Raw genomic sequence first — 19,538 nt, forward strand, 5'->3', positions numbered from 1 at the left:
GTGCCGGATGTAAAGGGGCATCCGGCCTTTTACCTTACTGATAAAAGTTACTTACATGAGCAAGAAGAAATATACAGTGCTGCTGCTGGTAATGGCCATGGCCAGTGCCTGTGGCAGGGCTTCCACACCAGCTCCGGTTACAACACCTGGTAACGGTGGCGATACTACGAAAATAACTACGCCTGCCGATCCGGCAACCGCTGCCACCATAGGCTTTTTTCTGAACAACTGGCACCCCAGGACTTTTACTGCGCCGGATTATAAAACCGGTACTGTTCCTGCCACTACAACCACTGAGGTGTTGGTAGATGCTTCCACCATCGTTTCCAAACTGACCCCCACCTTATTCGGTAATAACGCCAATCCATATATGACGCAGATGGTAACACAATCTACGCTGATGGGACATATTACCAACCTGCACCCGGGCATCATCCGCTTCCCGGGCGGTAACATCAGCAGTGTTTACTTCTGGAATGCAGCACCAGGCAACCCGCCGGCAGATGCTCCGGCTAAAATCCAGGATGCCAATGGCAATGCCACCGATCCGGGATATTGGTACGGGAATAACGATGTTGGCTATACGTTATCGTTGACTAACTATTACAATATGCTGCAACAAACCGGCAACGAAGGTATCATCACCATCAACTATGGTTATGCAAGGTATGGCACCAGTGCTGATCCTGTGGCCGCAGCGGCCCATCTGGCGGCCGACTGGGTGCGGTTCGACAACGGGCGTACCCGCTACTGGGAGATCGGGAACGAAAGCAACGGCACCTGGCAGGCCGGCTATAGAATAGATCCCGCTGCCAATAAAGACGGACAACCGGAAATTATCACCGGGGAGCTCTACGGAAAACACTTTAAGGTATTTGCAGACTCCATGCGCAAAGCCGCTGCAGAAACAGGGAAACAAATTTATATCGGTGCACAGATGCTGGAAACAGCTCCCGCCAGCTGGGCCAACAATACCGATAAAAACTGGAATAGCGGCCTGTTACAGCAAAGTGCCAACAGCCCGGATTATTATATCATCCATAGTTATTTTACACCTTACAATACCAATTCTACCCCTGCGGAAATACTGGCAACAGGCACCAGCAATCCTAAAGGTATGGCCGATTATGTAGCCCAATGCTGGCAAACCGCAGGCACTACGCCTAAACCCATTGCCCTGACAGAGTGGAATATTTTCGCTACCGGCTCCAAACAGATGGTGTCGCAGGTGGCAGGCGTACATGCCGCTATCGTACTGGAAGAGCTGATGAAACGTGGCTACGGTATGGCCAGCCGCTGGGACCTCGCCAATGGCTGGAACAACGGTGATGATCATGGTTTGTTTAGTCAGGGTGAAGCCGCATCAGGGGAAACAAAGTGGACACCACGCCCGGCCTTCTACTATATGTATATGCTGCAAAAAACGCAGGGCGACAGAGTCATCAATGCCAGCGTTACCAAAGGAAGTGCTGATATACTGGCGTATGCCTCCACCTTTACCGGCGGGCAGCTACAGGCAGTGTTAGTCAATAAGGGTAGCACTTCGGAATCGGTGGCACTAACCTTTAAGAACTTTAAAACCGGCAGCAGGTACTACTGGTATACCCTCGATGGTGGCAGTACCACCTTTTCGAGAACAGTATCTATTAATGGGGAAGGCCCTGCCAGCGGAACCTTCGGCGGCCCCGCCAGCTATACTACCATAAAAGCATACGGCGCAGACGCCGGTCAGGGAATCAAGGTAACCGTACCGCCATTGTCTGTAACAATATTACAGATGGAGAAGCAATAACAGATATGAACAGCTGGACAGAAAATCTTATCCGCTACTGGCGTTCCGAACAGGTACAGCTGAACGAAGGAACGCTGATAGAAATGATCAGTGAAGCAGAAGAAATATTACATTTCCGCTTTCCGGGTGAATTCAAGGAACTATACCTGCAGATGGACGGCTTTGCCGCCATTGGAAAAGGGCTGCCATTCAGTATGTGGTCGGTAGACAGGATACTTTATGAGCATGCACATCATGCAGGCCCTTTTATCGGTTTTGCAGAGCTGATACAGCACCCGGTAGTACTGGGCTTCCGGAAGCAGGCCGCCGGCATATATTTGCGCGATAAACCGGAAGCGCCGGTGGCGGCGTCTTTCAGGGAAGGGCTTGAACTGATCGTGCATCATTCTGAGTTATTGATACACTGAGGGTAATTCCGCAACAATACATCACCATTGGCTGTTTTATGGCATAGAATGCTTAACAGTACCATATGAAAAAGGTAGTACTAATTACGGGCGCTTCTACCGGCATGGGCCGGGAAACTGCTTTGCTGCTGGCCCGCAGCGGATATACCGTTTATGCAGCTGCCCGCCGCACCGCACTGATGCAGGACCTGATCCCGGAAGGTATACAGGTATTATCCATGGATGTAACCATTGATGCCCAGATGGTGGCCGGCATCGACACCATCATCACCCGTGAAGGGCGGCTGGACATCCTCATCAATAATGCGGGATTCGGCTCTTATGGCGCCATAGAAGATGTGCCGATGGCCGATGCAAAGTACCAGCTGGATGTTAACGTATTCGGGGCTATGCGGCTGGTACAGCTGGCGTTGCCATATATGCGTAACCAGGGCGGTGGCAGGATCGTCAATATATCATCTATTGGTGGTAAGATCGCAACGCCTTTCGGTGGCTGGTACCATGCCAGCAAATTCGCCCTGGAAGGACTCAGCGACAGCCTGCGGAATGAAGTGAAGCCTTTTAATATAGCCGTTATCGTTATAGAGCCCGGCGGCGTGAAATCGGAATGGGGAGATATCGCTGCCCGCAGTCTGATGAAGGTTTCCGGCAATGGCGTCTATAAGTCCATGGTAGAACGCTTTGCGAAGGCTTTCGAAAAAACCATGCATAAAAATGCAGACCCGATGGTCATCGCGCAGCTGATAAAAAAAGCATTGCAGGCAGACAGGCCTAAAACCCGCTATCACGGAGGTTATATGGCCGGGCCTATATTGGCCGCCAGGAAGATTTTCGGTGACCGTATGATCGATAACGTGATCAGCAGTCAGTTGAAATAACCCGGAATGAGCTATCTTACGGGCATCTGTAATTATTATGAATACGCGCGTCGCTAAATTCCAACAGCAATTCCAGGCACTGGCAACTACCCAACGCAGGCTGGAAGTTCCTGCAAAAACTATCCTGCTGCAGGAAGGGCAGGTTTCCCATAAATATTTTTTTATAGAGAAAGGAGCTATCAGGGTATGGTTTAATAACAAAGGCCGGGATATCACTTTTCAGTTCTTCTTCGAAGGCGAAGGGCTGGCATCTGCAGAAAGCTTCCGTAAAGGCACACCCAGTAAAGTGACCATCGAAACCCTGGAACCTTCTGTTATCAGGGTATTACACAAAGAAGATTATCAGCGGGTGATGCAGGAGCTGGGAAATGATCCGGCATTTTTAAGAGAGATGATGGACGTGATGTTTGAACGACAGCTGAATTATATGAACCATTTTATGTCCTTTATCCGGGATACACCCAAAGAACGTTACCTGAACCTGCTCCATGAAAATCCTGCCTTGCTGCAAAGAGTGCCGCAGCATTATATTGCCTCTTACCTTGGCATTACCTCCGTATCACTGAGCCGTATCCGCAACAGCATTCTCCGGCAGAAAAAATAAGCGGGAAAGATCTTAACAAATGTTATCGTCTGCCTGTTGCTCCTGATGGATCTTTGCAAAAACAAGTATCACTTATGAAAGCAGCAATTATTCATGCATACGGAGAAATCCCCCAGTATGGCGACATTAAGCAACCTCAACACATAAAGGACGGTCAGGCCATCGTATCTGTCAATGCCGCTTCTATCAAAAACCTTGATAAAGGTATTGTGGCAGGAAAACATTATTCCAGGCCTTATGAAAACTTTCCGGCAGTAGTAGGCCTGGATGGAATTGGTACCCTGGAAGACGGAGAACGTGTATATGCCCAGGCGATTGCTCCATATGGTATGATGGCAGAGTATGCCCTGATCAATAGAAATACAGCCATTCAGATCCCGGATAATGTAGATGATATTACGGCGGCAGCATTGCCTAACCCGGCATTGTCGGCCTGGTTTTCACTGGCCTGGCGGGCAGCGCTTCAGCCTGGCGAAACCGTGTTTATTTTAGGTGCCACTGGTGTTACAGGAAAAATAGCTATTCAGCTGGCAAAAGCGCAGGGCGCAGGAAAAATTATTGCCGCCGGCCGTAATGAAGCCGTACTGGAAACCCTGAAAGACCTTGGCGCCGATGAAACCGTTTCCCTCAATGGCAGTGAAGCCGATATAAAAGCGCGTATCCAGCACCAGAAGAGTAAACACCCCTTTGATGTAGTGCTGGACTATGTATGGGGGCATCCGGCAGAATTATTACTGGATGTACTGACTGGTCACGACCTTCATGCCGTTGCGCACAGAACAAGATATGTACAGGTAGGAGAGATGGCCGGCCCTGTGATCCGTCTTTCGGCCGCCGCATTGAGGAGCAACAGTCTCGAATTATATGGGGTGGGCGCCGGCAGTGTGCCTAAAGAAGTGTTGAAAGAAGCCTTTACGCGTACTTTACCAGAACTGTTTCAGCTGGCAGCTATAGGTAAACTGAAAATTGATACTACACCGGTAAAATTGCAGGATATCGCCAGCGCATGGGCGAGTGCTGACCAGGCAGGAAAACGCATGGTAGTGATCCCCTGATTGTCTATATTAGAGGTGATAATTTGTTCGGTATTCACCAATAATTCGGAATTGTATGACGAGGGAAAGTTATTTACCACTAGACAACCCGGTATGGCATTCATTACAAACAGTTCAACGTTATTTTGCCCTGGGAACGGAGCAGATTCAACGCTACAAAACGGATGTGCTGCCATTTATGGGCTTTGATCCCGAAACCTTTACCACACTGGAAGAAATCAGGCCATGGCTGGCACCGGGAGGAGAATCATTATTTATCGTAGGGGAATTACCTGCATTGCCCGAACGCTGGTCGTTGCTCAACGAGCTGGTTTGCCTGCAAATGGTTTGTGAAGAAAAGCCGGAAAAAGATAAGAACGAAGGCAGGGAAATTATTGCACTCACCGCAACTGATAAAGCAGCCATGCTTGAATTTGTTAACCAGGTGCAGCCAGGATATTTCCTGCCCGAAACACCGGAGCTGGGAAATTACTTTGGAATCCGGGAAAAAGGAAAACTGATTGCAATGGCCGGTCAGCGGATGCAGATGGCCGGACTCACAGAGGTGAGTGCCGTAGTTACCCATCCGGACCACACCGGAAAAGGCCATGCCACCGCGCTGGTGAGACACCTGTGCCGTGTTATTTTTGATGCAGGGGATATTCCGTTTCTGCATGTTACAAAAACAAATGCGAGAGCTGTTGCTATTTACGAACAATTGAAATTTAAGGTGAGAAGAGAGATTTCCTTCTGGAAGGTTGCCGTGAAATAGATTTAAATTTTCAACGCAATAATAAAGGGTGTATCAAAGCAGGTTGCTTTTGGTGCACCCTTCTTACATAAAAAAAGGTAGCGTCTTTGAAAAGACACTACCGTTCCTAAGCATAAACAAATTAGCAATCATCAAAAGTTAATTCCCTTCGCACTACCGGCTTGCGGGAAATAAGCTATTTAATCGCAGGTGGAATATAACGGAGGAAATACTGTTGCTGATATAACATAATCTACCGGTCATCTCCGCATAGAAATGTTATAAGTTAACGCTTGTATCTACCTACACTGTTAAATGTCAGGGTGAAAAATCTTTCAGGAAAGTACCGGTTTTTAGTACTTATTGTACCGTTACTTTTATTGGTTGATGATGCTGCTTATGTAACTGCTTTGGAATTTCTTTTATATCATTTGTTCCTGGTTATAACGCGACGATTTCTTAATAATGGTCCTTTGTGTCTTTTTATCAACAGTTACTAACACAAAGAATTATATAATGTTTAAAGTCTTGTAAAAAATATCATGCTCCTGTACTCTTATCTAGTGGTTAACGAATGGTATAATCGTTTATATGTTATAACGATTATCAGGTTTAATATCAATCATTTTATTGCCACATAATATTTTTATTATCTTAATATTCTTATTTATTAAGATGTATACCTTTGACTAATCCCTTTACAGTATGTAGTTGAAATGTATTGTCTTATTTTTGCGTCATGGATCAGTTATAATTATATCATGCTGTTCTGTGCTATATTTTCACATTATTCACGCTTTTTTGAGCATCTTTGAAAGAAAAAAAAACGACCTATGGAATTGGTAACGCCAACTCGTTGTCCCCAGTGTAACAGTAGTGAATTTACGGCTAAGCCAGTGAATGCCGATTGGGATGGCAGGAATAATCCGGATTTTGATCTGAGTAAGTGGGAAGATGATTCGACGCTGGTGGAATGCAATTATTGCCATACGCAGTTTATGGCGAAAGGTGTCAGGAGAAGTTTCGATTACCGCCAGCAACCGGCGGCACCTCCGGTGGAGTCTAATGATTTGGTAAGGGGCGCTAAATCTGTCCTTTATAAGATTATTGGCTGCTTCTTTTATTTTTTAGCTTTCATATTTGGATTAGGTGTTGTGGTGAATTTATTCCAGATACCATCATTAGTACCAGAACATAATTATGCTACCATTATCGCCGCATTTGTGGTGATGGGTCTGATGGCAGCGGGATTTTTTATTGCCGGACGCCGTATGTGGCGCGCTTGATAAGTATATCTCTTTTGAAAAATCCTGCACATGCTGCGGGATTTTTTATTTTCAGCTACTTCGTTTTTTAGCAAACAATAGGATCATCAATGCGCCAAACCATGCGCTGACGGCCGCCCACCACATCACCTGCCGGTAGGCATGGATGAAACTCCGGTGATATACTTCTGTGACGGTACTACGAACGGCAGGCGGTAGTCCGGCCGGGGCAGTAGCATTTCCCAGGTCGGCGGTCTGTGCAAGGATAGCCTTTTGCTCCGCCGAATTTACCTGTAAATGTTGGATATCGCGGGCTACATCTCCCGAAAAATAAACTACGGCCAATGCACCCAATACTGCTACGGCAAATACCGCTGCTATCCTCGTGATGGCATTGTTGACGCCACTGGCAGTACCGGATAAATGACTGCTGACAGCCCCCATCACCGTAGCCGTCAATGGCGCCACCGTCAGCGACATCCCCAGTCCCAATACGAATATCCCAGGGAAAAATGTTTGCCAGTATGCACCTGCGCCGGTGGTCTGGCCCACACGCGATAACAGAAACAGCCCGAATCCGGCGATTACAGGGCCTGCAATGAGAAAATAACGTGCCCCCCACTTATCGGCCAGACTCCCTGCTAACCGCGATAAAAATATCATCAGGATGGTAAATGGGAGGAAGGTAAGGCCAGATTCCAGTTGTGTATAGCCCTGTACCTGTATCAGGTTCAGACTCAGAAATAACATGCCACCGCTCAAACCCGCATACAGAAAGAAGGTTAGCAGGTTGGTACTGCTGAAAACACGGTTGCTGAATAAGGTCATTGGTAGCATCGGGTACCTGCTTCGCTTTTCCACCATCACAAAAAGAACGAGCAATATCACGCCGGTGCCGATAGTGCCATAGATCTGCGGATGCGCAAAACCCAGTGTGGGCATACGCAGGAAGCCGAAGGTTACTGCTGCGAGTCCGCCGGCAATCAATAAAGCGCCGGGATAATCGATGGTGGAAGGGGCTTCGGTATCTCTTGTTTCCGCTACTTTGGCGGCAAGTATCAGCCAGGCAATGATCCCGATGGGCAGGTTGATGAAGAAGATCGCCCGCCACAGGCCTGCATCGGCGAGGGCGCCACCCAGCGCAGGGCCGCCCATCGTCACCAGCGTGGTAACGGCAGACCAGGTGCCGATCGCCCGGCCACGCTCATCTTCGTTGATGCTGGAAGATATCAGGGCCAGGCTGCCGGGAATCATCAACGCACCGCCCAGGCCCTGGATAATGCGAAAAAATATCAGCATACCCGCTGTGGAAGAACAGCCACAGGCAGCGGAACCCAGCACGAATATGGTAATACCGGTCATGTATATACGCTTACGGCCTAGCCTGTCGCCCAGGCTCCCGCCGATTAATATCAGTGCCGCCAGTATCAGCATGTAGCTGTTGATGACCCAGAAAAGCGCTTCTGCCGTAGCATGAAGGTGCTTTTGCAACGAAGGAAGTACCACATTTAAAGCCGTACCATCGATGAACGCCATCGCGGATGCCAGGATAGTGGAAACCATTACCCATCGGCCTGCTGTACTGTTGAGTGAAACGGTAGACATAATTTTTTAATACTGAAAAAATTAACAGGAATAGGTGCTATAATGTTCCATCTGCGAGCCTTTTGATATTAGAATACGGTAAGAATATATGCTGATGGCCGCTGACGGCACCATCTTTGTGACCGGTTGCCTCATGTGGAATAAATTTATAGAAAATGTGGACCACCTGCCGGGATTTATCTGGAATCTATCGCTGGCAGGCATCGCTGTACTGGCCGGATTAGTACTCAGGTATTTACTGGCTTTTTTTGTAAAGAAATCCGTTGGAAAAACCAGCGAATTTTCCTTGATTCATAGTATTCTGCTGCGGCTGGGAAAGGCATTCACCTATTTCCTGCCTGTGCTGCTGCTGAACATGAGTATCCCGTTGATGCGGCTCAACGAAAAGTATACGCTGCTTTTAGGCAGAATCGCGGAGATAGCACTCACCATAGGCTTTGCAGCTATTGTCATTGGTGTGGTACATGTCATGGAAGATTATATCTACAGCAGTTATGACCTGAAAAAGTCCAATAACCTGAAGGAACGCAAGATCAGGACGCAGCTGGAATTTATCCGGAAGCTGCTGATTGGGATCATCCTGGTGGTGACGGCCTGTATTATCCTGCTGAGTTTTGACAGTATGCGTAAGCTCGGCGCAGGTCTGCTGACAGGTGTGGGCGTAGGTGGTATTATCATTGGTTTTGCTGCGCAGAAATCGCTGGGCAACCTGCTGGCAGGCTTTCAGCTGGCCTTTACGCAACCTATACGGATAGATGATGTACTGGTGGTAGAAGGAGAGTGGGGGCGTGTGGAAGAGATCACACTGACCTATGTAGTGGTGAGTATCTGGGACCAGCGCAGGTTAATTCTTCCTATCAACTATTTTATAGAAAAACCTTTCCAGAACTGGACCCGTTCAAGTGCTGAAATCCTGGGGACTGCATTTTTCTACCTGGATTATACGGCGCCGCTGGATGCTATCAGGGCCGAGTTTGAAAGGATCGTACAGGATTCGCCGTTATGGGACAAGCGTGTACGTACCATGGTGGTTACGAATATTACGGAGCGAACCATGGAAGTACGGTGCCTGATAAGTTCGTCGAATTCCGGGAATGCTTTTGATCTGCGTTGTATTATCCGGGAGCAGTTATTGAAATTTATAAAAGATAAGTATCCTGAATGCCTGCCAAGGACGCGGGCAGAATTAAAAGAGGAAGAAATGCCGCGTTTAGGCTAAACCGTTATAGCAAAAAAATCGTATATAAATCCATCGCATTAATGCAGTCCGACTGTATATTTGCGATGGATTTTTAATTTCACTTATGAAACTGAGCTGCTACCTTTCTTTGGGCCTATTGGCTGTTGCGTCCTGCAAAGCGCCGCTGAATCGTGTTACGCGTGCTGAAAATCTGCCCCTTCACGAAGTTGAGATCAATACCACCCGTGATACCGTCCTGGTATTGCCGGAGGGTTTAAGAATCACCATTCCTGCCGGGGCGCTGGCTTCTAAAAATAATCCGGCAAAGCTGGAGCTGCTGGAAGCCTTAACCATAGAGGATATGATCCGGGCAGGGCTCACCACAACCACCAACGGGCACTTACTTAGCAGTGGCGGCATGTTCTGCATTTTGCCGGCTAAAGGAGAGGAAATCAGCATTAAAAAACCACTTACGGTGGAAGTCCCTGCTTCAAAGATTTCCGATGGTATGCAGTTATATCAGGGTGTTGGCATCAACGGACAAACGGACTGGAGATATCCTGAGCCAATAGTAGATAGTGATAAAACCAGCCTGGCGATAGGGAAACTCCTGTTCCGGCAGAATTGTGCATCTTGTCACGATCCGCTGAAACGGGGTACCGGACCGGCATTGTATAATGTAATGGAACGCTGGGACCATGATACGGCAACCGTTTATACCATCATTAATGATGGGAATTCCTTGTTTGGGAAGGATATGCGATGGGAATGCCTGTTTACTGAATACAACAAAACGGCGATGACAGTCTTTCCTGCTTTAAGCAAGTATGAAATAAACAGCATCCTGGAATATATTGAGTTTGTGGGAAGGGATGGGAAAGTACAGGAACCTCAGCAACAGTCATATGCTACGCAGGTATGTGATCCCTGTACATTTGCAAGAATGCAGGCGACAAAGTTTAAAAAGAAATTGAAGAAGAATGGTGTTGATGTGGATGGTAATGATAACGAAGGTTTTGTAACGCGCACGGACCTACGTACTGCTGATACGGTGTATGGTTATGGAAAAATAAGTATAGCCGGGCAGGATCAAACCGGGCAGGAACAAAAAGCAAAATATTATACTGTTAAGATCAATAATTTCGGTTGGAAAAACGTAGACGAGGAAACACGCAGTATTGCTGCTACCCGTGCCTGTAAATTAAGTGTAGCACTGACCCAGCCTGCAGATCCATCTTTACATATTTTCCTGGTAATACCAGATGACAGGATTTTTTCACTTGGGGGCTTGTTAGTTGATGGGAAGTCTTATGGCTTTTATGGCACAGACAGTCTCGTTTATCTTCCTATAAATAAATCTGCCTATGTGCTGGGAATAGCCGAAGCGGGCAACAAATTTCTCTTTGGTATGACACCTTTTACAACACAATTGCAGCTTGATCTGAAGCTGGATGTAAAGGAATCTGATCCAAAGGTATATGAAGAAGCGATAGCCAGGATTGGCGCAGATAAAGGTTTATCGACAACCGTGAATAAAATTACGGCAGATGGGGATTTTCCGAAACCAGCTCCAGGTGCGAGCTTAGAGGAAAAATATGCCTATTGGAAACAGCAGGCCGCAAAATGTAAGACAGGAGAAAAAATAGATTAACGCATCATAATTATATAACGGATTTTATCGGTAGTAATTCTCCGCGATCTCCATCGCAGGCAGGATAAGACATCATCATCTCCCTGGAAAAATCATTTATACAAATATTTTAGTAAGATGATTTTCAGGAAATACTACTGATCAGATAGATGACCAGGAATATACTCATCAGTACAATAAAACCAGTCAGGAGTGTGATCAGCCCGGAGGTGTGCTGATAGCTGCCTGTTTCCAGTTCTTTTTTAACAGTAAGATAGCGTTTATAGGAGAAAACAGCAGTCAGCATTCCTGCCACAACGATGATGACACCGGCAATGCCGGAATAGCCATGTGTAGGTATCGTATATGCCTTGCCAAGTGCGAGGGATATCTGCTTTATGAAGAGGGTAAACTTAACGACCACAAAACCGAATGCCATCATGCCAACGGCAGTGCGAATCCATGCCAGGAAGGTTCTTTCATTGGCCAGATGATCGCTTGGTCCGCCTTGTTTTCCCTGCTCCATGTTTAACGTTATTTTATGTTAATGTATAGAGAAATTACTGAATTTCAACGATTCAGACAAATTGCTGGCGGGAATATTGTCGTACTTAGAATAAGGGTTATAAGTATTACAGTTTTTGCATGAGAAAGGGAAATTATTTTACAGGCACCAGCGGCCTGGTTTTGCCATTTAAGAACAAAGCGTTTTTTCCGGAAGAATACAAGGGAATGAGCCGCTTGGAGGTATATGGTAAGCTGTTTAATTCCATTGAAATAAACAGCTCCTTTTACAATTTACCTATGCCCAAAACCATGGAACGCTGGGCAGCTACTGTGCCGGAAGCGTTCCGATTCAGCTTCAAGCTGTGGCAGGGCATCAGCCATGCACGCGATCTGAATTTTTCTGCGGAAGATGTCATCCGTTTTTTACAGGTGATTAATGGGGTAGGGGATCATAAGGGTTGTCTGCTGATTCAGTTCCCGCCATCGTTGCGAGCGGGCGCCATTACGAAGGTGAAAGAGCTGCTGGAAGTATTCAGGGCTGCCGAAGAAAGCCAGGGCTGGCAGCTGGCGATGGAATTCAGGCACCAGTCGTGGTACCGTGATGAAACCCGCACCATGCTGGGCGACTATCAGGCCATCATGGTTTACCACGATAAAAGCCAGGGCGCCATTACCATGGATGACCAGGAGTCAGATGTAATCTATGTGCGTTTCCATGGGCCGGAAGGCAACTACCGCCATAGCTACGACGATAGTTACCTGTATGAATATGCGCAATATGTGCGGGAATGGCTTGATGCCGGAAAAGATGTCTACGCTTATTTCAATAATACGATCGGTGAAGCAGTCAGTAACCTGGAAACACTAAAATCGTATGTGCTTGCCCGTTAGTGGTGGCTATTAACTGCCGGGATCACGCTTTTGCCGATCAGGTCGATGGAATGCAGCAGTTTTTCCTGGGATAGCTTAGCATTGTCCATCTGGAAGGTAAGGCGGGAAATGCCGCCCAGCGCTTCTGCATGCCGCAGGATTTTCTCTGCTACTTCAGCCGGACTCCCTACCAGGAGGGCGCCGAAAGGTCCTGTCTGCGCATCAAACTGGGCGCGGGTAACCGGCCCCCAACCTCTTTCCTGACCTATTTTAGTAAATGTTTCTGCGTAGCCGGGGAAGAACTCATCCCTGGCCTGCTGGGAAGTTTCGGCGATATACCCCAGCGAATGGAGGCCTACCTTCAGGGTTTCAGGGGCATGACCTGCCTTGCGGCCTGCTTCCCGATAGAGGTCTATCAGCGGGCGGAAACGATGCGTTTCCCCGCCAATGATGGCTACCATCAGGGGGAGCCCCAGGGTACCTGCCCTGGCAAAGGATTGCGGCGTTCCGCCTACTCCCAGCCATATAGGCAAAGGCTCCTGTACCGGGCGGGGATAGATGGCGACATCCTGCAAAGGTGCCCTGAATTTACCTTTCCAGCGCACTTGCTCACTTTCGCGGATAGTCAGGAGTAAATCAAGTTTCTCTATAAATAATTCATCATAGTCGTGCAGACTGTACCCGAACAGCGGGTATGCTTCTACGAAGGAGCCGCGGCCTACCACCATTTCAGCACGGCCATGTGAGAGGATATCCAGCGTAGCAAAGCTTTGGAATACCCTTACCGGGTCGGCGGCGCTCAGTACGGTTACAGCACTGGTGAGCCTGATGTTTTTTGTCTGTGCAGCAGCCGCTGCCAGGATCATAGTAGGCGCCGAATCGAGGAATTCCTTGCGGTGATGTTCCCCGATCCCGAATACATGCAATCCTGCCTGATCAGCCCGGGTGATCCTGGCCAGCAGGTTGTCCATTTCTTTCATGTCTGCCGCGGCATCGTGTGCGCCGCTCTGTGATTTAGTGGCAGCGAAGCTGTCTATTCCAATTTCCATATCCGGTGATTTCTTGATTAATGCTATTTATCAGACAGCCACTGAGGCAAAAATGTTTGCTTATTGGATAAATTTCCGGAGTGCGGAAATAGCACTGCCGTGCATGCCATGATGATAGATGCAGAATGTCACCGCATCATCGATACTGGAAATAGTATGGCCAAAGGAGGTTGTCCATGTGGTATACTGCTGGAAAATACCGTTCTGCTGGTCTTTTTCCAGGTTGTCGATGGTATTTACCATCAGTTCTTTTACCAGGGCAAGGGTGGCCGCATCCACAGGCCCCTCGGGGCGGGTACCTCTTTTATAGCTTTGAACAAGCGTTGCCGGTACAATGGAAGTATTGCCGGTGGCACTATACAGGATCATGGCATCGGAGGCAACGAGGTGTGCCAGGTTCCAGATGATGTTGTTATTAAAACCTGCGGGGATCAGATTCAGTTGTTCCTCGGAATAATTATCAAACAATTGCAGTGCCTGTGCATTGGCTTTTCTGAGAAGATCAATTTTTGTGTTCATAGTGAAAGTAGTTGTAAGATGGATTACAGGATCGAAAGGTAAGGATAAAACATGGCGCCACAAAGGACAATAAACACCCGGGAACTGCCAGCAGCTCCGGGGTACAGACAAACATCCTGTTGGTCATCTTCTTTAAAAACCGATCTCAAATAAATACCACATGGTATTGCTGCGGTGTTCTGCGTGCATGGTATAGCCATAATGCAGCTGTTTGAGCATCTCCACTACCGGCATCAGTGGTGCAAAGGATGCCCAGCTGAAATATACTTTCCCGCCGGGGAGAATATGGTCTTTGGAGGCCGTGAGAAAGCGTTTGAGGATACTTAAAGGTGGCGCGTCCTTGCTCCATATATCATCCAGGATGGGAAGGTTGCCGAATATATAATGGAAGCGGCCTTCTACATGGTCGAAGATGTCTGTATGGATGGTGAGTACGCTGTTGCCCAGCTGGTGAGCCTGACAGTTGAAGCGGGTATTTTCCAGTGCTTTGACACTGACGTCCGTTGCTACAGCTTTACTGGCACCGTTTTTCATTGCGGTGACGCTGATGATGCCGGAGCCGCAGCCAATGTCTAAAATCGTACATCCGTCGACGTTGGGCATATGTTGCAGTAGCAATTGGGTAGAATTGGTGAGTTGCGGGTCCGGGGCAAACACGCCGTCTCTGACCCAGATGGGAATGCCGTTATTGGGCAGTTCATAATCCGGATGATGCAGCAGGTATTTCCATGGCACAGGTTTTTTGCAGATGACCATTATTTTCTGGTAGATGCGAAATGGTTTATGGCGGAGGTTTTCCGAGAGCCAGGCGATAATTTCCTGCTGATGGCGGCGGTATTCATCGGGGTATTGATCGAAGAATAAAGCCAGTGAATTGAACAACGACGTATAGTCGTGGTAGTGAATGCTGGCCGGAACAGTGAACGTAATCGGCTGCATATCCGCCACAGCATTGCTGAGCCGGTTGGCGGTAGGCTCGTATGTTTTATTGATCAGCTGATAGAAAAACTGTTTCAGCGCGCCATAGTCGCCCTCCTGGCCATTGACCACCACGATCACCATACCGTCGTCGGAGAGGGCATCGTACATTTTACGGATGGCTTTGCGCTGGTCTTTGAAGTAATAACATACATGGGAAGCGATGATGACATCGTACTGGCCGCTCAGTTGTACCTGTTCCCAGTCTTGCCGGAGGAGTTCCACGCCTGTGGGGAGTTTTAATTTAATGTTATCATTTTCCACGATGGTATACTGTTGGAACTGTTCCAGGAAGGCCAGGGAAAAAACCGGTTGTGTTCCGGCGCCGATTTCGAGGCATGCCTGGCGGGGGCTTCTGCCGAGAATTTTCCTTATAGCGTCAATGATGACGGGCTTTTCGTCGGATTGGTCCAGGAAGTTATTGAACCACTGGTGATTGAATGGCATCGCGTCCGGGGTCATAGCAGGTTTGTTTAAATGGAATTTCGGTTAAAGTGCTGCAACGGTCTGTCAGTTTTACTACAGAAAATCTCCAAAATCAAATAATAGTATTGCAGGATAAAACATCCAAATCCTCCTATCAGATGAAGTCAATTCTCTCCATTTGCTGTTTACTGGCCCTTCAGGCAGGCAGCGCTGCCTATGCGCAGGAACATCCGTATAAAGTATCCAATACTTTTCATATCAAAAGTGAAGGCGGCTGGGACTATCTCGCGGTGCATGAAAATAATTTATACGTATCTCACGGTACGCAGGTCATTGTACTGGATAAAGCCAAAGGCGATTCTGTCGGCGTAATTCCTAATACCACCGGTGTACATGGTATCGCCTTTGCTAACGGTAAAGGTTATACGACCAATGGTAAACTCAATAACCTGACTGTTTTTGACCTAAAAACAAATGCGGTATTAAAGCAGGTAGCAGTAGGAGAAAAGCCGGACGCTATTATGCTGGATGCTTTCAGTGGTCATCTGGTAGTATGCAATGGCAAAAGCGGAAACCTCAGTATTGTGGATCCGGCAACAGACCAGGTGGTAGCCACTATTGCGCTGAACGGTAAACCTGAAACAGCCGTATCTGACGATAAAGGAACTGTTTTTGTAAACCTGGAAGATAAGAATAGTATAGCCGTGGTAGATATGAAAGCCGGAAAGCTGCTGCATACCTGGGCATTATCTGCCGAAGGCCCTACCGGACTGGCATTCGATAAACAGACCCGCAGGTTGTTTGCCGGCTGCGATAAACAACTCGTGGTAGTGAATGCCGATAATGGTAAGATAGTAAAGACCCTGCCTATAGGGGAAGACTGTGATGGTGTTGCCTTCGACGAAGCTACCAAAACCATTTTTGCTGCCAATGGCAGTGGATCTGTTACCATTATCAAAGAAGAAGCAAAAGATAATTTCAAAGTAGTGCAAACATTGGCCACTAAAACCGGTGCCCGCACGATTACCCTCGATCCGCAGACACACATCGTTTATCTGCCTACTGCTGAATTCCAGCAAGGTAATTTCGAAGGAAAGCGTCCGCCGATGGTACCAGGTACCTTCCAGGTGCTCGCTGTTAAATAAAACCTAAACCGGGAAAATTTATTTTGTGGTCTCATGTAGTCTACTATATTTGTGGACTATTGACTATCTTTTAAATTTTCCCGGTTATGTCCAAAAAGCCTTTACATTTCGACACATTACAGGTACACGCTGGTTACCAGCCTGACCCCACCACCCATTCGGCAGCAGTACCTATTTACCAGACCACTTCCTACACCTTTGACAGTGCAGATCACGCGGCAGACCTGTTTCAGCTGAAGCAGTTCGGGAATATCTATACCCGTATCATGAACCCGACAACGGATGTTTTTGAGAAGCGTGTAGCAGCCCTGGAAGGTGGAGTTGGTGCACTGGCTGTGGCTTCCGGACAAGCAGCGCAGTTCATTGCCCTGCATAATATCCTGCTGCCGGGAGATAACTTCGTCACCTCGTCCTACCTCTATGGTGGTACCTATAATCAGTTTAAAGTAAGTTTCAAACGTATCGGTGTTGATGCGCGGTTTGCGGATCTTGATAACCCGGAGTCGTTCGAAGCACAGATAGACGAAAATACCAAAGCATTATATGTGGAAACCATCGGCAACCCTGGTTTCGCCATTCCTGACTTCGAAAAACTGGTAGCTATTGCCCGTAAACATGACCTGCCGCTGGTAGTAGACAATACCTTCGGCGCAGCAGGTTACCTGGCGAAGCCACTGGCACATGGTGCCAATGTAGTAGTGGAAGCCGCCACCAAATGGATAGGCGGCCATGGTACCAGCATTGGCGGCGTTATCGTAGATGGCGGCAACTACAACTGGGGCAATGGTAAATTCAAACAGTTCAGCGAACCAGATGATGCTTACCATGGCATGAAGTTCTGGGAAGTATTCGGTGACCATAGCCCATTCGGCAATATCGCCTACATCATCCGCGCACGTGTAGCAGGTCTCAGAAGCTGGGGCCCGGCATTATCGCCACAGAACGCATTCCTGTTTATTCAGGGGCTGGAATCTCTTTCCCTGCGTGTACAACGCACCGTCGATAATGCGCTGGCACTGGCACAATGGCTGCAGGAGCAACCGCAGGTGGAGTTTGTGAACTATCCGGGATTGCCAGGCAACAAATATCATGAACTGGCGAAAAAGTACCTCCAGAACGGCTTTGGTGGCGTACTAAGTTTTAAAATAAAAGGCGGTACCGCTGCAGCTGATAAATTCGTACAGGCGCTGGAGTTAATCTACCACCTCGCCAATGTAGGCGATTCTAAAACATTGATCATCCATCCTGCCACCACTACGCACCAGCAGCTGAGTGAGGCGGAACAGCGCAAAGCAGGCGTGGAGCCGGGATTACTGCGTATATCCCTGGGCGTTGAACATATTGAAGATATCAAGGATGATATCGCGCAGGCTTTTGCTGCAATATAAAATACGATCGTAATAAATTATATGGCCCGTCTCTATTTAGTAGTGATGGGCTTTTTATTTTGTATATTTAGTCAAACCTATACCCGGATGAGATATCTTCCTATACTAATCATAACATTGCATTAAATGATTAATGCTGCAATTAAAATCTGAATTTTTGTGGAGAATAGTTTGATAAGCTATCGTAGCAATAATCTGGAAATATTTCCGGAAGAGATAAGGGGATATACAACGGTTACTTCGCTTAATCTGTCTGATAATAAGATCCGGTTTTTACCCGAATGGTTACCTGAGTTGCAGCAGTTAAAGGTACTATATCTGGATAATAATGAGATAGAAGATATAGCTGTATTGACTTTGTTGCCTTCCCTGGAAGTGCTTTACCTGAATAACAACCGACTGAAAGTTATCCCGGATAAAATTGCTGCGTTGCAGCAGTTGCGCAGGCTTTTTGTAAACGGCAACCAACTGGAATATCTACCAGATGCTATTACGAAGCTGTCGAAGCTGGAGTTTCTGTTGGTGGTGGAGAATAAAATAGCGTCATTGCCTGAAAATATTGGCGATTTAGCTAACCTGGAAACGCTCAATCTCTTTGATAATAATTTGCAGCATTTGCCGGATAGTATAGGCAACCTGCGGTCGCTAACATATTTGCAGTTAAGTAGCAATCAATTGATCGTTTTGCCGGTTACTGTTGGTCATCTGCATAAATTAACCAACCTTTCTTTATTTTCCAATCAGCTGAAAGTTTTACCGGAAAGCTTACAATATCTGCCTGTTTTGAGGACACTAAATATTGGAGATAATAAGATTACGGCGCTCAATTACCTGGCTGGCTCAATAGAGGAGTTGAGTATCTATAAAAATCCACTACTATCTATTAACAATACGATTTTTACGACACTTAAGGGGAAGCCTTCCGGTTGGTTATTTGCAGATGTAGGACAGAATACATTGTTATCGCTTCATATCGCCATGCCTGGGAGGCAGGTGAAGCTGGCAGATCTCCAGGCACGGAAAATTCATCCGTTGGATTTTCAATACATGCCGCAGGAGCTGGTTAAACAATGGCAGCTGGAGCGGGACAGCATTTTTTGATCACACCTGCTTCACACCGCGCATATTTTCATTGGCCCATGCTGCCAGGTTATACAAATGCGGTTGCAGGCTAAGGCCTTTGTCAGAGAGGCGGTATTCCACTCTGGGAGGGATTTCTGCAAACATTTCCCGGATGATCAATCTATCGTCCTGGAGGTTTTTCAATGTGGTGGTGAGCATTTTCTGTGAGATGCCGTTGATCGCCTCAAATAGCTCATGGTAGCGCATCGGCGATTCCTTTTGCCCCAGCGTTAGTATAATCATGGTGGCCCACTTATTACCTATCCGCTCAAAGACATCTCTCACCGGACAAAAATCTACCTGCTCATCATTCCTTGAAAATATTTTCATACTAACTTATTGTTTTTCAATAATGCGCACCTTCCCGTGCGTAACCTACTTCTATGTG

19 protein-coding genes are annotated in these 19,538 nt (G+C 47.3%); 13 read left to right on the top strand and 6 right to left on the bottom strand.

Features of this window, described 5'->3' with window-relative positions:
* Window positions 1-55 precede the first annotated feature (55 nt).
* The 7 genes from F3J22_RS18985 to F3J22_RS19015 all read left to right on the top strand — a co-directional run bounded on the left by F3J22_RS18985 (window position 56) and on the right by F3J22_RS19015 (window position 6,752).
* The gene (locus F3J22_RS18985; RefSeq protein WP_167019518.1) at window positions 56-1,792 is read left to right on the top strand and encodes an alpha-L-arabinofuranosidase; all 1,737 of its coding nucleotides are present in this window, start codon (window positions 56-58) and stop codon (window positions 1,790-1,792) included.
* Window positions 1,793-1,797: 5 nt separating this feature from the next.
* The gene (locus F3J22_RS18990) at window positions 1,798-2,199 is read left to right on the top strand and encodes an SMI1/KNR4 family protein (RefSeq protein ID WP_167019519.1); all 402 of its coding nucleotides are present in this window, start codon (window positions 1,798-1,800) and stop codon (window positions 2,197-2,199) included.
* Between the two features lie 65 nt (window positions 2,200-2,264).
* Complete coding sequence (locus F3J22_RS18995; protein WP_167019520.1) at window positions 2,265-3,077, top strand: oxidoreductase; 813 nt, start codon at window positions 2,265-2,267, stop codon at window positions 3,075-3,077.
* Window positions 3,078-3,114: 37 nt separating this feature from the next.
* On the top strand, window positions 3,115-3,681 hold the full coding sequence (locus F3J22_RS19000) for a Crp/Fnr family transcriptional regulator (RefSeq protein WP_167019521.1): 567 nt from the start codon (window positions 3,115-3,117) through the stop codon (window positions 3,679-3,681).
* 74 nt (window positions 3,682-3,755) lie between these two features.
* Window positions 3,756-4,736 carry a zinc-binding alcohol dehydrogenase family protein gene (locus tag F3J22_RS19005; RefSeq protein WP_167019522.1) on the top strand — a complete coding sequence of 327 codons (981 nt, stop codon included), beginning with the start codon at window positions 3,756-3,758 and terminating at the stop codon, window positions 4,734-4,736.
* A gap of 55 nt (window positions 4,737-4,791) precedes the next feature.
* Window positions 4,792-5,487, top strand: coding sequence for a GNAT family N-acetyltransferase (locus tag F3J22_RS19010; RefSeq protein ID WP_167019523.1), 696 nt, complete (start codon window positions 4,792-4,794; stop codon window positions 5,485-5,487).
* An 812-nt stretch (window positions 5,488-6,299) separates the two neighbouring features.
* A complete protein-coding gene (locus F3J22_RS19015; protein WP_167019524.1) occupies window positions 6,300-6,752 on the top strand; it encodes a hypothetical protein in 453 nt (150 codons plus the stop codon).
* A 51-nt stretch (window positions 6,753-6,803) separates the two neighbouring features.
* On the opposite strand, the gene F3J22_RS19020 is transcribed toward F3J22_RS19015, so the two are convergent.
* A complete protein-coding gene (locus tag F3J22_RS19020) occupies window positions 6,804-8,336 on the bottom strand; it encodes an MFS transporter (protein WP_167019525.1) in 1,533 nt (510 codons plus the stop codon).
* Window positions 8,337-8,424: 88 nt separating this feature from the next.
* Between F3J22_RS19020 and F3J22_RS19025 the strand changes: the two genes are divergently transcribed.
* Window positions 8,425-9,555, top strand: coding sequence for a mechanosensitive ion channel family protein (locus F3J22_RS19025; RefSeq protein WP_240155131.1), 1,131 nt, complete (start codon window positions 8,425-8,427; stop codon window positions 9,553-9,555).
* An 85-nt stretch (window positions 9,556-9,640) separates the two neighbouring features.
* Entirely contained in the window at window positions 9,641-11,167 is a 1,527-nt protein-coding gene (locus F3J22_RS19030; RefSeq protein WP_167019526.1) for a cytochrome c, read from the top strand.
* A 124-nt stretch (window positions 11,168-11,291) separates the two neighbouring features.
* On the opposite strand, the gene F3J22_RS19035 is transcribed toward F3J22_RS19030, so the two are convergent.
* Window positions 11,292-11,672, bottom strand: a complete 381-nt coding sequence (locus F3J22_RS19035) for a YidH family protein (RefSeq protein WP_167019527.1) — start codon at window positions 11,670-11,672, stop codon at window positions 11,292-11,294.
* Window positions 11,673-11,791: 119 nt separating this feature from the next.
* On the opposite strand from F3J22_RS19035, the gene F3J22_RS19040 reads away from it, so the two are divergent.
* Entirely contained in the window at window positions 11,792-12,544 is a 753-nt protein-coding gene (locus F3J22_RS19040) for a DUF72 domain-containing protein (protein WP_167019528.1), read from the top strand.
* Here the strand turns inward: F3J22_RS19040 and F3J22_RS19045 are convergent.
* The 3 genes from F3J22_RS19045 to F3J22_RS19055 form a co-directional block, all read right to left on the bottom strand.
* Window positions 12,541-13,572, bottom strand: coding sequence for an LLM class flavin-dependent oxidoreductase (locus F3J22_RS19045; protein WP_167019529.1), 1,032 nt, complete (start codon window positions 13,570-13,572; stop codon window positions 12,541-12,543). The two genes, F3J22_RS19040 and F3J22_RS19045, sit on opposite strands and share 4 nt — an antisense overlap.
* 60 nt (window positions 13,573-13,632) lie before the next feature.
* Complete coding sequence (locus F3J22_RS19050) at window positions 13,633-14,091, bottom strand: DinB family protein (protein WP_167019530.1); 459 nt, start codon at window positions 14,089-14,091, stop codon at window positions 13,633-13,635.
* 132 nt (window positions 14,092-14,223) lie between these two features.
* Window positions 14,224-15,531, bottom strand: a complete 1,308-nt coding sequence (locus tag F3J22_RS19055; protein ID WP_167019531.1) for a methyltransferase — start codon at window positions 15,529-15,531, stop codon at window positions 14,224-14,226.
* Between the two features lie 122 nt (window positions 15,532-15,653).
* Here F3J22_RS19055 and F3J22_RS19060 point away from each other — a divergent pair, with 122 nt between their 5' ends.
* The 3 genes from F3J22_RS19060 to F3J22_RS19070 all read left to right on the top strand — a co-directional run bounded on the left by F3J22_RS19060 (window position 15,654) and on the right by F3J22_RS19070 (window position 19,129).
* Window positions 15,654-16,640, top strand: a complete 987-nt coding sequence (locus tag F3J22_RS19060; RefSeq protein ID WP_167019532.1) for a YncE family protein — start codon at window positions 15,654-15,656, stop codon at window positions 16,638-16,640.
* Between the two features lie 86 nt (window positions 16,641-16,726).
* Window positions 16,727-18,028 carry an O-acetylhomoserine aminocarboxypropyltransferase/cysteine synthase family protein gene (locus F3J22_RS19065; protein ID WP_167019533.1) on the top strand — a complete coding sequence of 434 codons (1,302 nt, stop codon included), beginning with the start codon at window positions 16,727-16,729 and terminating at the stop codon, window positions 18,026-18,028.
* Window positions 18,029-18,187: 159 nt separating this feature from the next.
* Window positions 18,188-19,129 carry a leucine-rich repeat domain-containing protein gene (locus tag F3J22_RS19070; protein ID WP_167019534.1) on the top strand — a complete coding sequence of 314 codons (942 nt, stop codon included), beginning with the start codon at window positions 18,188-18,190 and terminating at the stop codon, window positions 19,127-19,129.
* Here F3J22_RS19070 and F3J22_RS19075 read toward each other — a convergent pair whose 3' ends face one another.
* Window positions 19,130-19,480 (bottom strand): helix-turn-helix domain-containing protein, encoded by a 351-nt coding sequence (locus tag F3J22_RS19075; RefSeq protein ID WP_167019535.1) that lies wholly within the window; start codon window positions 19,478-19,480, stop codon window positions 19,130-19,132. It abuts the gene before it with no gap.
* Between the last annotated feature and the right edge of the window lie 58 nt (window positions 19,481-19,538).

The sequence above is a fragment of the Chitinophaga sp. Cy-1792 genome (assembly GCF_011752935.1).
Taxonomy (GTDB): domain Bacteria; phylum Bacteroidota; class Bacteroidia; order Chitinophagales; family Chitinophagaceae; genus Chitinophaga.